The following is a 16,598-nucleotide window of genomic DNA, read 5'->3' on the forward strand; positions in this document are numbered from 1 at the left end:
AACCAATGATTCGACTAGGGCATAATTTCAATTTGGTAGCACCTATTTACGATAAACTTAGTCGGATGGTTTTTGGACAAAAATTGCAGGAAGCACAGCAGTATTGGCTTAGTGTTTTGCCCAAAAACAAACATATTCTAATAGTAGGAGGAGGCACAGGCTGGATTTTGGAAGCTGTTATTCAAGCATGCAGCCCTGCCCATATTGTGTACTTAGAAGTATCATCGTCGATGATAGCGATGAGCCAGAAAAGGCTTCAAAATACATTTTATGAGTGTACAATTCAGTATATTGAAGGCGATGAAACAGCCCTTTCGGCCGATATGCTGTTCGATATTGTCATTACACCCTTTGTGCTTGATTTATTTTCAGATAGTGTATTACAACAACATTTTATTCCTACCCTCAAAAAACACCTATATCCCGATAGCTACTGGTTACACACCGATTTTTTTGCTACAGTTCATCCTTTTCAGCAAATTTTAGCTAAAATAATGTATGGATTTTTTAGCGTAGTAAGTGGGGTAAAAAATACTCAATTGCCAGACTATCAGTATGCCCTAAGCAAGGAATCGCTGATATTGCTGCATGATATTACCTTTTTGAATGGCTTTGTAAGGTCACAGCTTTGGCAATTGAAATGATACGTTATTGACTTATAATCAGGTGTTTATGGGTAGTAAAGGGTATCGGCAAAGAAATAGGTCAATATCTATTAGGTAGCAAAATTTTGCCAGTCAAGTATATCTCCAAAACAGAATCTGTAATATTTAACGTAATTTTTGAAAAAGACCTGTCCCAATCTGATGTCTGAAGTTATGGGGTGTTGGGCGAAATAAATGACACTTTCGTATAAAAGCGGTGAGTAAGTTGCACGAAATTTATTAAGTTCGGTCGATTTTAAATAAACAAACCAGTATTCAAGCCAGCATTAGCTCAATAATAATTACATTCAAATCAACTTGGCAAATTAATATAGTTAATAATACTTATGAAAACAGCTTACTCTCCACTAACGCCTAAGATTGCCGTTGCAATTTGTTTGCTTATGGCAAGTTGTCACAGCAAAAAGAAGGAAGAATCAGGTCAAAAAGAAGATAAACCTGCAATCGTTGACGTAGTGGTAGCCTATCCCGAATCAATTAGCAATATCTTAGAGGCCAATGGTTCTATTGTAGCCAACGAATACGTCGAGCTTCACCCAGAAGTGAGCGGTCGTCTAACCTATTTGAATGTACCCGAAGGGGCTACTATTGCACAAGGTACAGTGATTGCTAAAATATTTGATGGCGATTTACAAGCACAGCTCAATAAGTCGAAAGTATTATTAGAATTGGCCCAAAAAACAGAACAACGTTTGGGTAAATTATTGGCTATCAATGGGGTAAATCAAGCCGACTATGATTTGGCCTTGAATCAGGTAAATAGCCTAAAAGCCGATATTGCCTATACTCAAACATTGATTGACAAAACTGTATTAAAAGCCCCTTTTACGGGCGTTATGGGTTTGAGAAAAGTAAGCCCTGGAGCTTATATTACTCCTCTTACCTTAATTGCATCTATTCAACAAGTGAGTGTTTTGAAAGTAGACTTTACTTTGCCCGAAGAATACTCGGGTTCTATTCGCAAAGGAAGCGTAGTAGAAGTAGAGGTTGATGGTGCCGTAAAAACACGCTGTAAAGCTACCGTGGTGGCTGTCGAGCCTCAAATCAACCTTACTACTCGTAATTTGCAGGTAAGAGCCTTGTTATCAAAATGTAACGCCAATCCGGGTACATTCGTAAAAGTGTATGTCAATAATGGAAGTGGCAAAAATAGCATCATGATTCCGACCAACGCAATTATTCCAGATGATAAAAATAAGAAATTGGTAGTAATCAAAAATGGTCAGGCAACTTTCAAAGATGTAGAAACGGGTATTCGTAATGAAGAGTACGTAGAAATAAAAAGTGGTATTAGCACTGGTGATACCGTGGTTGTAGGCGGTGTGTTATTTGCAAGACCGGGAAAACCCGTTAAAATTAGAAAGGTAGAGCGTTCAGATAAGTAACCTATCTTTACCCATTACCAAGCATAATTTATCAACAAAGAACGCTCGTATCAGTATGAATATTTCAGAATTATCGTTAAAAAGACCTATTTTTGCCACTGTCATGAACATCATGATTGTGCTATTTGGAGCAGTAGGTTTTTCATTTTTGTCGGTGCGTGATTACCCCGCTATTGACCCTCCAATTGTTACGGTTTCAACTTCCTATACGGGTGCCAACCCCGATATTATTGAAAATCAGATTACCGAACCATTAGAAAAAGAAATCAATGGTATTCCGGGTATCAAAGCCATTACATCGTCGAGTACTTTGGGTAGAAGTGCTATTACAGTAGAGTTTAACCTTGGTGTTGACCTTGAAGCCGCCGCCAGCGATGTGCGTGACAAAGTATCGCAAGCGGTACGAAACTTACCCCAAGATATTGATGCCCCTCCTGTAGTTTCTAAAGCCGATGCCAATAGTGATTTTATTTTGCTTTTGGCTATTCAAAGTAAAAGTAAAGGCTTACTTGAACTAAGCGATTATGCCGAAAATGTTTTGCAACAACGCTTTCAGACTATTGCCGATGTAAGTGGTGTAAATATTTTAGGACAGAAGCGTTATGCTATGCGTATCTGGCTAAAGCCCGATATGATGAACTCGCACAATGTGTCGTTTACTAATATCCAAACGGCTTTATCGCGTGAAAACGTAGAGTTGCCAGCAGGTAAAATTTATGGCGACAACACCGAAATGACTATCCGTGCTATGGGTCGCCTTACTTCCGAACAACAATTTCGTGATTTGATTATTCAGCAGGATGTTAATGGAATTGTGCGTTTGGGCGATGTAGCGTCGATAGAACTAGGCCCCGAAAACCTTGAAGCTGCTTGGAAATACAATGGCGTATATTCGGTAGGATTGGCCATTATTCCACAGCCTGGAGCAAATTATATCAATATTGCCGATGAGTTTTATAAAAGATTAGAAGAAATCAAAAAAGAAAACAAATCGGATATTGAGTTTAAGTTATTGATTGACAATACCAAAAATGTAAGAAACTCGCTGAAAGAAGTAGAAGAAACCTTATTAATTTCGGTGGGCTTGGTAATCATTGTAATTTTCTTGTTTTTCCGTGACTGGCTTATTGCGATTCGTCCTTTGATAGATATTCCTATTTCATTGATTGCTACGTTTTTTGTAATGTATTGGGCAGGTTTCTCTATCAATGTACTTACTTTGTTGGGTATTGTATTGGCCACAGGGCTTGTAGTAGATGATGGTATTGTAGTTACAGAAAATATTTTCCGTAAAATGGAAGAAGGGATGCCTGTACGTAAGGCAGCCTTGGAAGGAAGTAAAGAGATTTTCTTTGCAGTAATATCTACCTCGCTAACGCTAGCAGTGGTGTTTTTACCTGTAATATTCTTAGAAGGTTTTGTCGGGCGTTTGTTCCGTGAATTTGGTATTGTGGTAGCAGGGGCTGTACTTATTTCGGCTTTTGTATCCTTGACGATTACGCCAGTACTCAATGTGTATATGAGCCGCAAAGGTGATTCGCATGGGTGGTTTTATAACAAAACAGAACCATTTTTTACAGGTATGGAAAATGGCTACAAACGACTCCTCCAAGCTTTTATGAAAGTACGCTGGGTAGCGTGGGTGGTTGTAGCAATTTGTGGTGGTATTATTTGGTTTACGGGCAAAAACCTCCAAAGTGAAATTGCCCCAATGGAAGATAAAAGTAGTGTGCGTTTTACGGTGTCTACGCCCGAAGGTTCGAGCTTTGCTTTTACCCAACAGGTATCTGACGAACTTACCACGTTCCTCAACGATTCTATTCCAGAAAAAGACTTTGTATTTAATGCCGTACCAGGTTTTGGTGGTAGTGGCGGTACAAACTCATCGATTGCACGTATTGGTTTAACTGACCCACAAAACAGAAAACGTAGTCAGGCCGAGATAGCCAAGTACATGAACAAAAAGACAGAACAGTTCAATAATGCAAGAATTTTTGCTGTACAAGAACAAACGATTTCTGTAGGTTTGGGGTCGAGAGGGTCGTTGCCAGTACAATTTGTACTTCAAAATGTAGACTTGAATAAAATCAAGGAGGTGATACCTAAGTTTATGGAAGAAGCCCGAAATGATAAAACTTTCCAAAACGTTGACGTTAACCTCAAGTTTAACAAGCCCGAATTATTGATGACATTCGACCGCATCAAAATCAAAGACCTTGGACTAAGTACACAAGATGTAGTAGGAGCAGTACAAGGGGCATTCTCGGGAAGACGTTTGGCTTATTTTACAATGAACGGCCGTCAGTACCAAGTAGTAGCACAGGTAGAACGCAAAGACCGTAAACAGCCTGTTGATATCAAAAACTTGTACGTAACCAATATTCGTAACGAAAGAATTCCATTGAGTGCTGTTGTAAATTTGGAAGAAAGCAGTAATCCTCCAACGATTTTTCACTTTAACCGTTTGAAATCTGCGATTATTTCGGCATCGTTGGCCGAAGGAAAAACCATTGGCGATGGCGTAAAGGCTATGCAGGCAATTGCCAACAAAACACTGGACAATACATTCCAAACTGCACTGAATGGCCCTTCAAGAGACTACGCCGAAAGTTCTTCTAATACAAGCTTTGCTTTTATTTTGGCATTGGTATTGATTTACTTATTGTTGGCGGCTCAATTTGAAAGTTTCAAAGACCCTCTTACCATTATGATAACAGTGCCACTGGCTTTGGCTGGTGCATTATTGAGCCTTTGGGTATTTAACCAAACGATCAATATATTCTCGCAAATTGGGATGATTATGTTGATTGGCTTAGTAACCAAAAACGGTATCTTGATTGTTGAATTTGCCAACCACAAAAGAGCCGAAGGTTTACCAATTCGACAAGCGGTAGTTGAAGCGTCTGTTCAGCGTTTACGCCCAATTTTGATGACAAGTTTAGCTACCTCGCTAGGGGCATTGCCTATTGCCTTGAGTTTGGGTGCAGCCGCCACAAGCCGTATCCCATTAGGAACTGTAATTGTGGGAGGTATCTTGTTTTCGTTGATCCTTACGTTGTTGGTTATCCCAGCGGTTTATACCTTCGTTTCAGGTAAAAAAGACCATCAGCCCGAAGATTCAGAAGATACTTTGGTTGAAGCTCATCAGTAGCCTCAATCAACATACCAATTATCAGTAAGCAATTACTTACATCATAATTAAAAGCAAATGAAAAGTCTTTTTCAATATAGTTTCATAGCAATGCTACTGCCCTGTGGTGTTATGGCTCAGCAACGCCTTACACTAAATGAAGCAGTGAATACGGCACTCAAAAATAGTTTAGAAATACAGGTGTCAAAAAATGTCTTGGCAGTTAGTTCTATCAATAATCATATAGGGGTAGCTGGTGGCTTGCCAACAGTAACGGCTACAGCAGCCAATACCGAGCAGCTGACCAACCTAAACCAAGACCTTACCAACGGTACATCTATCAATAGAAATGGCGTGTCTTCCAACAATACATCCATGAATATTACGGGTACAATACTTTTGTATAATGGATATAGGGTAGTAACAACCAAAAAGCGATTGGAGGAATTGCAGAAACAAAGCCAAACACAATTGAATGCTACCATTCAGGATATTATGGCCAATGTAATGACGAAATATTATGTGGTGGTTCAGCAACAAAATTTCTCAAAAACATTGCAAAAATCCCTAGAGGTTTCAAAAGAACGCTTGGCTATTATTGAAGCTCGCCGCAGTGTGGGGTTGTCTAACGATGCCGATTTTATCCAAGCCAAATTAGATGTTAACACTCAAATTCAGGCAATTCAAGCTCAACAATTATTGACCGACCAAGCCAAAACAGATTTATTGCGAGCAATGACCCTAAAAGCTGAAAGCGAGGTCGAAATTGAAGATACAATTGCGGTAGACAGAAAGATAGATTGGGAAGCCCTGAAAGCCAATATTGTCAATAATCCTGATATTGTAGCCGCCGATCAGCAAATTACAATTAATCAATTTTTGGAGAAAGAAGCAAAAGCTCGCCTAAAACCAAGTGTCAACCTTAACTCGGGTGTAACTTATGGACGAAACCAAAGTGGAGCAGGCTTTACGTTGCTCAACCAAAATTATGGGCCTTTTATAGGTATCAACTTCTCCATGCCAATTTATACGGGTACTGTAAATCAAAAACAAATACAGATTGCGGGTATCAATACCCAAACCGCCCGATTACAAAAAGAAACCCTGATACAAGATTATCAGGCCAATGCCCTAAAAGCTTGGCAGGCTTATTCTATAGCCCTAAAGCAATTAGAAACAGAGCAACAAAACTATGATTTGGCCAATAAATTACTAAAATTGGTGATGCAGCGTTTTGAATTAGGACAGGCTACTATTGTAGATGTGAAGTTAGCTCAACAAAGTTTTGAAAATACTGGGTACCGTTTAAATAATCTAAGTTATTCAGCCAAATTAGCCGAAATCAATTTGAAGCAATTGGCCTATAAATTAGATATGTAATTCTGATAAATTACGTGAATGGCGTTATTTCGAGGTACTTTTATGCCTGAAATAACGCCATATTTTTTGTAAAATATCAACTTAATCTACCGTAATGTGCAGATTTTCAACAACTAGTCGACAAGCTCAGGGGTAGGGGTATTTATTTAGAAAAACATCAATTGAAATTTAGCAATAAGAAAAATTTTACATAGATAGTTTTCAACTATATTCAAACATAATTCTCAAAAGCCTAATACCAAGCAGTATTTTAGGTTGAATTTGGGGTTTTCAATCAGTTATTTAATATGGTACTCCTGAATCAAAGCTGGGTTTTCGGGTGTTAGGGTAAAGTTTACTTCAATATTTCCTTTTTCACCCTCAATAATAAAAGAGCCTCTTAAATTATTTTCGGGCTTAATTTCATGTACTCTGATAACCCTACCAGCTTTATTAAAAGCCTCTGTAGCTTCTTTTTTCAAGGTATTAGTAAAATAATCAAGGAAAAAATTATCAGCAAAAATGCCAGACTGCTCGGCCTTCTCCCAATTTGGCAACAATTTCACCAATTCAGCTTGGCGTTGTTTCAAAATAGCCGATGGCTTAATGGCATGAGGTTTAAGCTGTGCTACTGATACCAAAGTGTCCAAAATTTGAAGATTAAGATAACTAGCATACGCATAAGTTTGATTAGCAAACGACATTATTCCTACCCCATAATCCTGTAAAATATTCCAGTTGCTACCAAAACCAGGCAAGCCTCCGCTATGTCCAACCATTCGCCTACCATCACAATCTGTTGACTGCCGCAGGCCATATCCGTAGGCACTCACCATTGCACATTTGCGGTTGGTTTGGTATTTATGATTCACATTCAAACCGCTAAATTGCCAAGGTTGTTGCATTTCTCGTACCGAACTTCTTTTTATTGGCCCTTTCTCTGGCTCGTCGCTAGCTGGCCAAACCGACTGATGGAAGGCCATATACTTACTAAAATCTTCGATAGTTGTAATAAGACCACCCATAGCACCATACGCCCCATCGTGCAACAAGGGCTGCTCAATCCACTGGTTGTCGATCCAGCGATAGCCATGAGCTAAATCTTGGGCAGGTACATCGGCGTATTCCCAGTAGGTGTGGGTCATACCCAAAGGAAGCAAAATCTGCTCTTTGATATACTGCTGATAGGTTTTGCCAGAAACTTTCTTGATAATATAGCCTAGCATTGTAAAGCCCAGATTGCTGTATTCGTATTGGGTACTAGGGTTATTAGAAAACGAAATGCCTTTTTCTATAAGGGTTAAAAGTGCTTGGTCAGAAACAGCCAGTTGTCTATCGCCCCAAGGGTTGTCTTCAGGAAAACCCGCCGAGTGAGTCAATAAATTCCTGATCGTAATTGTTGGGGCATCTTTGGTTAAATACTTTTGGTTTTTCATAGCTGGAATATATTTCCAAACAGGGTCGTCTAGTTGCAATTTGCCTTCATCTCTAAGTTTGAGAATGGCCATAGACGTAAAGCTTTTACTCATACTAGCAATACGGAAGTCGGAACGGCTAGTAGCCTGAATTTTTTGTTCCAGATTGCTATAGCCAATATTGCCTGTATGAATCAATTGACCATCGACTACCAAGCCATAAACAAAACCTGGGAAATGGTTTTTTTCGGCATATTCCTTACACATCTGGTCGATGAGGGGTAAAGCTTTTTTGATTTTTTGCAGACGCTCGGCATCTTCTTGGGCATGAGCAGGCAACCCCAAACTACAAATACCCAAACAGCCAATAGTAAGTAACTTTTTAATCAAGTGCATGTTTGTTGAATTTATCATTGATTTTGAAAATGGACTATTACAAAATACTGAATTTGTTTGATAATGTAGTAAATTATCCATCAAAATTAATCAGAAAATAGGGCGTTCTGCTGAAAAAAGCAAAGGTGAACGGGCATCAAAAAGGCCAACTCTTATGGAGTCAGCCTTTTGATTTTATGCTTTCCTATTATGAAGCGAATGAATTTAGCACCATAACAATAGAGATTTTAATGCCTTTACAAAGAGTCACCAAATCATGTGGTTTATGGATTAATTCGATGCCTTAATAAAAGCCAAAACACCTTTAATATCTTCTTCTCCTAAATTAGGAAAAGCCGTCATTTGAGTTCCGTTGAATTTTTTGAAAATATCGTTGGCATATTTATCGCCACTAGCAATTACTTTCTGAGGATTTTGTACCCACTTTGTGATCCAAGCTAGGTCACGGCGGCTATCGATACCTTTTAAGCCTGGGCCTACTACTACTTCGTCGCTAACGGCATGGCAAGCCGAACAGTTATTGGTAAAAACTTCTTTTCCTTTAGCTATTTCAGGATTAGAGAGGTCTGGCCCAGCAGGAGCGGCTGCAATAGGGGCTCCACCAGTAGCGGTTGTTGCGGTTTCCTGTTTGGGAAGCATCACAAATGCCAACAAGGTGAAAATAAAGCATACCACTACTACAATCAATAGGGTGTTAATAAAGCGAAGGGTTTTAAAAATTTTGTTTTCCATTTTGATAAAATTATTGTGCTAAAGGGGCAATCTTAATGACAAAAGTACACAATTCGTTGCATAAGACGTATAGTCAAATCTATACTTTATCAAGTTTTTCTGCAAAATTACATGGTATAGATAGGCACAAAATGGTTTTACGAGCTGTATTAAAGTATTTTATAGATTATGTTGAAACTAAACCCCGATATACCAAAAATACTTTGTGCCTTTATACCCACCTCAAATGGTATCTTACTTGTTGGTGCAATTTCTTAGAATTTTCTGGCTGATAAAATGATAATTATAACTTTGCCCAGTGACTTTTAATGTTTAAAAATCTTTTTCTGAAGCGATTTATAATCATACTCTATTGGGCCACATTCCCTTCCAGCATGCAACAATAGCTCTGATAATATATCTTTGAGGGTATCGAGTTTTTCTAAACCGATAATTTCTTGAAAGCTAGAATCTACGTATTCGGTGCATTCTTTCCAGTCCAAAATACATTTTATGCCTAAATCTGTGAGTTTAACAATAATGGCTCTGGCATCGTTGGGGTCTTTTTCGGTAAATACATAGCCTTCATCCATGAGTTCTTTTACCAATTTACTCATGCCTTGTTTGGTCATACCTGCTTTTTGAGCCATCGAATTGATATTGACTCCTTCGATATCTATATGAATCAAAGCGACAATATGCCCTAGACGAAAATGTCCATATCCTTTTTGGGTCAAAAATTTGATGGATAATTCTGACATAAAACGGTATGTTTTATTCAATAATCGTCCCAATAACCTATTTTTTCTTGCTCGAAATTCTGCTAGGCTAATTAAATCTTCTTCTGTCATAATCATTCTTATTTAGTGGTACACTCAAAGCTAAGTAATTAAATATATGAGTGATAAAAAGTTGATTTGTTGATAATCAGTGTTGTAATACCTTGTTTGTGATTTGTACTTTTATCTTAATAAGTAGACAAAACTACAGCTCCTAAACCGTTGGTGTATTGGTTTGATTATCTAATGTTCAATTCCCGTCATTACTCAATAACCTAATTCTGACAAGCACCCATTTCTTCGTCTGCCCTAAAAGTGTTGAAACAATAGACTCTTAACTGAAAGTGTAGAGATTTTATTGGCTCAACTTCTTTTTATCTTATTTTTTGCAGGAAGAGATTTTATTTTATGGTTTTTATATGTGGTATTTACTACTGGATAAAACGTAAATTATGGCTTTTTAGCTTATCGAAATGATATGCTTTTGAGCTTTTATCATTTTTGAATTGTAATTAAATTATTGTTTTGGCTTTTGTACATTGAAATAAAACTACAAAAAAAATATTCGTTTTTCTGCGTTTTGAGCTAGCTAAGCCTATTTTTAGTACTTCTATATGTTGATTTTGCCTTTTTACTGCAATAAAATTGACTCATTTGTTGAATTATCTGTACAAAGGTAATACATAAAAAAATATTTGTCAACTTACTTGACTAATTTAGTAAACTTAGTTTACCTTTGTGTCGTCAAAGCAATACTTGATAAAGTATTATTCATCAAAAAGTACAAAAACTTTGGCACTACGAGAGTTCATGTTCCACAAATAGTAACTGTCTTGGATTTGGCTAGTAGAGTCTATTTATCCAAACTAAACTTTTTTAAAACGATAACCGAAATGGAAAATCAAAATCCAATCAAAAAGCAATTACCCAAAATTATCTTATTAACAGTTTTAGTAGTAGGAGGATATTTGGGTTACAAAGAATATCATTATTCGCAGACACACGAAGATACCGACAATGCTCAGATAGAAACATATTTTGTTCCAGTATTGCCACGTACGGCTGGTTATGTAAAAGCTGTAACAGTAAAAGATTATGATTTGGTAAAGAAAAACCAATTATTGGTCGAGATTGATGCAGAAGAAGGAACTTTGGCCTTGGACGAACTAAAAGCCGATTTGTTACAAGCCGAAACCGATGTAGAAAATGCAAAAGCGAATATCCAAAATTTGTCGATGACCATCAAAGCATCGGAAGCAAATTTGAAAGCTGTAGCCTTGCGTAGGGACAAAAGTAGAAAAGATGCCGACCGTGATAACGCTTTGGTAGCCGACAATGCTATTACTCGCAAGCAAGCCGAAGATAGTCGCTCAAATTATGATGTATTGGTAGCTCAGTACGACGCTGGTTTGCAGGAAATTGCCTCAGCCAAATCTCGTTTACCAATTTTACAAGCCGCTTTACACAAAGCCGAAGCCACGTTGTCGGTAAAGAAAGTGAAAATAGCACAGCAGGCCTTAAAACTTACTTATACCAAAGTGTACGCTCCATCCGACGGCCGTATTGGCAAGAAAAACATAGAAGCTGGACAATTTATTCAGGCAGGTCAGCCGTTGATGACCATCGTTCAGGATTCATTGTTTTGGGTAGTAGCTAATTTTAAAGAAAAACAAATTGCCAGATTGAAAGTTGGCGATGAAGCTGAGTTAAAAATTGATGCCTATCCCGACAGAGTATTGAAAGGTAAAATTGTGGCTATTTCAGAATCGACAGGGGCAAAAACTTCGTTGCTTCCTCCAGACAATGCTTCGGGCAACTTTGTGAAAGTGACACAGCGTGTACCAGTAAAAATCGAGATTGAAGATATTCAGAAAAATAAAGATATTTTGCGTGCAGGGCTTTCATTAGAGGTTTCTGTACCTATAAAATAGTTCATGTTCTTGGTATAACTCCAGCATTTACAGTACCAAAATGGTTAGAAAAACACCTGTAAATGAATGATATAATGCAATTAGCACTTTGATTTAGGGTTATAAAAAATAGTTTTACATAATAGGCTATTGCATTAGAATAGATACCCACCGATACAAAAGTCTTGATGATAAAGCACTGATTAAGACTTATATATGGATTTGTATAGAGGGGTGTTGGCTCGAATGGAGTTGCCAAGAACACAGAACCTAAAACATTTTTAAGATATGGCTGCTGCAAAAGGTATAGCAAAAGTTTTAATAGTAGTTACGACGATTTCGGCGGCTGTCATGGAGTTGCTCGATACCACAATCGTTAACGTAGCACTCAATCAAATGGCAGGGTCTTTAGGTGCAACTATTGAAGACGTAGCGTGGGTAGTAACATCCTATGCTATTGCCAATGTGATTATTATTCCCATGACGGGCTTCTTGGGAGAGTATTTTGGTCGGAAAACCTATTATTTGGGGTCTATTATTTTGTTTGGGGTGTCATCGTATTTTTGTGGGGCATCGCATGGCTTGTGGGAATTAGTATTTTGGCGTTTTATCCAAGGTGTAGGTGGAGGAGCTTTGCTATCAACATCGCAGGCTATCTTGTTTGATGCCTTTGAACCCGAAGACCGACCAATTGCCTCGGGTATCTTTGGGATGGGTATTATTATGGGGCCTACCTTAGGGCCTGCTTTAGGAGGGTATATTGTCGAGCATTTTACATGGCAAGATATTTTCTTTGTTAATATTCCTATTTGTATTGCTGCTACTATTCTAACCATTTTGTTTATCGACAGAAAAGAAGGCGAAGGTCAGAAAAAGCACTTAATCAAAATAGATTATTTGGGTATTGGTCTCCTTACAATGGGGGTGGGTTCATTACAATACGTCTTAGAAAAAGGTGAATCGGAAGACTGGTTTGAAGCTCGCTCTATTGTAATTATTTCGTTGATGGCAGTGGTAGGGTTGGTAGGATTTGTTTGGCGAGAACTCACCACCGAAAGCCCAGTTGTAAATCTTCATATTTTCAAATATCGGGTTTTTGGGGTTTCTACAATCTTTACTTTTGTGGCAGGTTTGGGTTTGTTTACCTCTGTATTTGTGTATCCTGTAATGGTACAACGAATCAATGGCTTTACACCACTCGAAACGGGTCTTTCGCTAATTGCTCCTACGCTGTTTGGGGTAGTGCTGTTTCCTATCATTGGTAAACGAATGGCCGCTGGCGACTCGCCATTGCCTTATATGATAATAGGAATGCTCATCTTTATATTCTTTGGTTTTTACAGTGGTACAGCTACTACCGACATGGGCAAATGGGATTTCTTCCCAATGCAACTTGCTAGGGTTTTTGGCGTAGCCATGCTACAAATGCCATTGATTAACCAAGCTGTGGCAGGCCTAAAACCTAAAGAGTTTCCTGCGGGAATTGCCCTTACCAACATGATCAGACAGCTAGGAGGTGCATTTGGGATTGCCTTGGCCAACAATTATGTAACCAGTCGTGCGGCTCAACATCGCTCTGATTTAATGGCCAATATGACCCCCGACAACCCATTGTTCAACGAACGTCTCAATGGTATTGTCAATTCAATGGTAGCAAAAACGGGTGATCTATTTACCTCGACCCAAATGGCTTACAAACAACTAGAGTTAATTGTATCTAAACAAGCGTATTATTTGGCCTATTTAGATACCTACCGAGTTATTTCTATCTTCTTTATGTTGATTTTACCGTTGATTTTTCTATTGAAAACTAAAAAGCCAACCAAAGAAGAAATTGCAGAGGCTGCAAAAGCAGCTGCTGAAAGCCATTAATGCTACCTTCCAACTAAATTTCTTTTCAAACATTTGATTTTAATACTCATGAAAATGAATAAAATATCGATACTTTTCCTGATGCTTTTGGCTAGTGCTACGTATGCACAGGAAAAAAACAACGATGCCCTGAATCAGTTGGTAAAAGCCGCCATTGATTATTCGCCTCGTATCAAAGAGCAACAGCAATTAGTGAATATTGGGGATTATAAAACAAAGATTCAGGAATCAGCACTAAAACCGCAAATCCAAACGGAAGTAAGTGTTACCCGAATCGACCCCGTAGCAAAAGCAAGCTTTGCTTTTGGTTCAAGTACTACCGAGTTGCGTTTTCAGCCCAATATGAACTACAATGCCAATATTGGAGGTAATTATACGATTGCCGACTGGGGAAAGCAGGCTTTGGTAATAGAAAAATCAAAATTGGAAACGAATCTTTCTAAAAATAATGTAGAAGGGCTAAAAACCAACTATGCTTATCAGGTTGCCAATTTGTATTATGGAATCGTGTATTTGCAAAAAGCTATTGAGGTTCAGAAAGAACAACTAAAATTAGTAGCTGATAACGAAAAAGTAATAGCCGACCGCCTAAAACAAGGCGATGCCTTGGACTACGATCGGGTGTCGATTCAGGTAAGATACAAAAATGCTGAAACTCGTTTGACAGATTTGCAAAGCCAGCTCGAAAAACAAATCATTTATTTGGGGTCGTTGATTGGAAAAGATGCTCACGGTGCAATCCCTGCAAATGCCGATTTTGTAACAGGTATGGCCGACCTAACAGCCGATGCCGCATACGACCAAGCTCAAACCGCCAATATTGACCTCAAAACGTTGAAGGAAAAAGATTTGATTGCCGAGCGTGAAGTAAAAATTGCTCAGTTGAGTACCGCTCCAACGTTGTCGGCTATAGGCCAGTTTGGTATTAAAAATGGTTATTTGCCAAGAATCAACGGCGAAATACCGCCAGTCAATGAAGACTTCAAGTTTAATACCGTTTTAGGATTGAAATTGGTAGTACCTGTGTATAGTGGCAACAGAGGTGCATATAGTACAGAAGTAGCCAAACTCAATAAAGAAATGTTGAAATACAGTGTAGATGCAACCAATCAGGCTTTGAAAAGAGATATGGATGCTGCACAAAATGATTATTTAACAGCCAAAAGTAAATTAGACCTTTCTGAAAAAAATGTATTTCAGGCTCAGTATGCCTTAAAATTAGCCGAAAGTCGCTATAAAAATGGTGTAATTACTAATGTAGAAATCGAAGCAGCTCAGACAGCTTTAAGGGAAGCACAATTAACACAATTGCAATATCAATATATGATGACATTGGCCAAACTCGAAATCAATCGCCTTACAGGGCTGAAATTTTGGTAGTCGGACAGCATTTTTGTCAAATCAAAAAGGAGCGAAAAGGGAAGAATTATCTCATTTCGCTCCTTTTTTTGTACCTTGTAAGTATAAAAAACTCTTTCCCACTTGAAAACAATTTTAGCATTTTTCTTGGCTGTGTCAGCTTGCTTGGCACAGGATTCTACCGTACATACGCCCAAAATCCAGAAACTAGTAAAGGTTTTTACGGGCAATAAGTACTTGATTTCGCCTTTTGTTTTTTATATGCCCGAAACCAATTGGGTAATTGGAGGAGGCATAAAACGATTTTTTAATGCAGGAGGTGAAGGTGATTCACTCACGAGAATCTCGAATACATCGGTTTTTGTACAATATTCTTTAAATCATCAGTTGATGTTTGAACACAATTACCAAGTATTTACCAACAACGAAAAATACTATATTTTGGGCTATTATGGTTTTAATCGCTTTCCTATCAACTATTATGGCGTTGGGAAAAATGCCAAACTAGAAAATAAAGAGTTGGTATCCTTCGACCACATTCGCTTTGATAACCTTACCTTACGGAAAATCGCCAATGGCCTTTTTGCTGGAATAGGTTGGCGGTATTTCAAAACATTTCATGTAACAGGCGAGAATGGTGTATTAGAACAATCAAAAGTGTCTGGTTATCAGGGTTCTATTGCCTCTGGGCCAAAGTTGGCTCTACTTTTCGACAATCGTGATAATGTGCTGACACCTTCCGCAGGATTTTATGCTCAGGTAGAATGGACAGGACATCGGTCGTATTGGGGTAGTACTCATACCTTTAACCGTACCATGCTTGATTTGCGAATGTATTGGAAACCCATCACCCACCGAGACGATGTAATAGGCTTACAAAGCTTTGTTCAGCTTATGACGGGCAATATCCCATTTAATGAGCTATCACAGCTTGGTGGCGACATGATTATGCGGGGGTACTATCAAGGAAGTTTTCGGGATAATAACTTATTTGCCACCCAAGCCGAATACCGATATCAGGTGTTGAAACGATGGGGATTAGTAGGTTTTATTGGGTTAGGAGGAGTAAACAATACCTTGTCAGACATGAATAGCCTTGAATGGAAACCTAGCTATGGGGGAGGGCTAAGGTTCAAAATCAATCGAAAAGAAAACGTAAATGTTAGGGTAGATTATGGCTTTGGCAATGGACAGCAAAATCTCTATTTTTTTATAGCAGAATCGTTTTAAAAAGTAAAAAAATAGCAACTGAGTGATACCAAAGAGGAGAGGTTTATTGTGTTTTTACTTAATAATAATGTTTGGGTTTTTGTATATATCTGATTAATAATGTTTTGTGTAAGGTAGTTGTGTAGAAAACCTATCCCAAAAGTAAAGTTTATATTGTTCTTTAGTTGTACTGACGCAATGTATTATAAGTAACATTTAGAAATAGTACTGTACTAAGGTCCAGCTTTGTCATTAAAATAAAAATTAGAGTATTGGTAACTCTTGTAGTTGCCGTATTTAACATGGCAACCGCAAGGGGTGCCACTACACCAAAAAATACTAATAACATGAAGATGTGTGTAATATATATTGATTCAACTCCTGTTTTAAAAGCTATAGATACAGCCT

At 38.2% G+C, this 16,598-nt stretch carries 11 protein-coding genes; 8 read left to right on the forward strand and 3 right to left on the reverse strand.

The genetic code is table 11. The annotated features are described in order from the left end of the window. The first annotated feature begins 5 nt into the window (after positions 1 to 5). The 4 genes from FLEMA_RS0108360 to FLEMA_RS0108375 all read left to right on the forward strand — a co-directional run bounded on the left by FLEMA_RS0108360 (position 6) and on the right by FLEMA_RS0108375 (position 6,560). The gene (locus FLEMA_RS0108360; protein ID WP_026995077.1) at positions 6 to 644 is read left to right on the forward strand and encodes a class I SAM-dependent methyltransferase; all 639 of its coding nucleotides are present in this window, start codon (positions 6 to 8) and stop codon (positions 642 to 644) included. Between the two features lie 347 nt (positions 645 to 991). Then, positions 992 to 2,050 (forward strand): efflux RND transporter periplasmic adaptor subunit, encoded by a 1,059-nt coding sequence (locus FLEMA_RS0108365; protein WP_026995078.1) that lies wholly within the window; start codon positions 992 to 994, stop codon positions 2,048 to 2,050. 55 nt (positions 2,051 to 2,105) lie between these two features. Further along, positions 2,106 to 5,201, forward strand: a complete 3,096-nt coding sequence (locus FLEMA_RS0108370) for an efflux RND transporter permease subunit (RefSeq protein WP_026995079.1) — start codon at positions 2,106 to 2,108, stop codon at positions 5,199 to 5,201. A 90-nt stretch (positions 5,202 to 5,291) separates the two neighbouring features. Continuing rightward, positions 5,292 to 6,560 (forward strand): TolC family protein, encoded by a 1,269-nt coding sequence (locus FLEMA_RS0108375; protein ID WP_052354028.1) that lies wholly within the window; start codon positions 5,292 to 5,294, stop codon positions 6,558 to 6,560. A 278-nt stretch (positions 6,561 to 6,838) separates the two neighbouring features. On the opposite strand, the gene FLEMA_RS67975 is transcribed toward FLEMA_RS0108375, so the two are convergent. The 3 genes from FLEMA_RS67975 to FLEMA_RS0108390 form a co-directional block, all read right to left on the reverse strand. Then, positions 6,839 to 8,368: a serine hydrolase domain-containing protein gene (locus FLEMA_RS67975; RefSeq protein ID WP_081681414.1), complete on the reverse strand. Its 1,530-nt coding sequence runs from the start codon at positions 8,366 to 8,368 to the stop codon at positions 6,839 to 6,841. Between the two features lie 252 nt (positions 8,369 to 8,620). After that, the gene (locus FLEMA_RS0108385; protein WP_026995081.1) at positions 8,621 to 9,082 is read right to left on the reverse strand and encodes a c-type cytochrome; all 462 of its coding nucleotides are present in this window, start codon (positions 9,080 to 9,082) and stop codon (positions 8,621 to 8,623) included. A 305-nt stretch (positions 9,083 to 9,387) separates the two neighbouring features. Continuing rightward, the gene (locus FLEMA_RS0108390; RefSeq protein ID WP_159102667.1) at positions 9,388 to 9,822 is read right to left on the reverse strand and encodes a MarR family winged helix-turn-helix transcriptional regulator; all 435 of its coding nucleotides are present in this window, start codon (positions 9,820 to 9,822) and stop codon (positions 9,388 to 9,390) included. A gap of 911 nt (positions 9,823 to 10,733) precedes the next feature. Between FLEMA_RS0108390 and FLEMA_RS0108395 the strand changes: the two genes are divergently transcribed. From FLEMA_RS0108395 to FLEMA_RS67980, 4 genes are all read left to right on the forward strand, one after another. Beyond that, positions 10,734 to 11,771 (forward strand): HlyD family secretion protein, encoded by a 1,038-nt coding sequence (locus FLEMA_RS0108395; RefSeq protein WP_026995083.1) that lies wholly within the window; start codon positions 10,734 to 10,736, stop codon positions 11,769 to 11,771. Positions 11,772 to 12,038: 267 nt separating this feature from the next. Continuing rightward, positions 12,039 to 13,622: a DHA2 family efflux MFS transporter permease subunit gene (locus tag FLEMA_RS0108400; RefSeq protein WP_026995084.1), complete on the forward strand. Its 1,584-nt coding sequence runs from the start codon at positions 12,039 to 12,041 to the stop codon at positions 13,620 to 13,622. Positions 13,623 to 13,676: 54 nt separating this feature from the next. Next, complete coding sequence (locus FLEMA_RS0108405; RefSeq protein ID WP_159102668.1) at positions 13,677 to 15,002, forward strand: TolC family protein; 1,326 nt, start codon at positions 13,677 to 13,679, stop codon at positions 15,000 to 15,002. A 102-nt stretch (positions 15,003 to 15,104) separates the two neighbouring features. Next, a complete protein-coding gene (locus tag FLEMA_RS67980) occupies positions 15,105 to 16,211 on the forward strand; it encodes a BamA/TamA family outer membrane protein (RefSeq protein ID WP_052354030.1) in 1,107 nt (368 codons plus the stop codon). The last annotated feature ends 387 nt before the right edge of the window (positions 16,212 to 16,598 follow it).

This window comes from Flectobacillus major DSM 103 (assembly GCF_000427405.1).
Taxonomy (GTDB): domain Bacteria; phylum Bacteroidota; class Bacteroidia; order Cytophagales; family Spirosomataceae; genus Flectobacillus; species Flectobacillus major.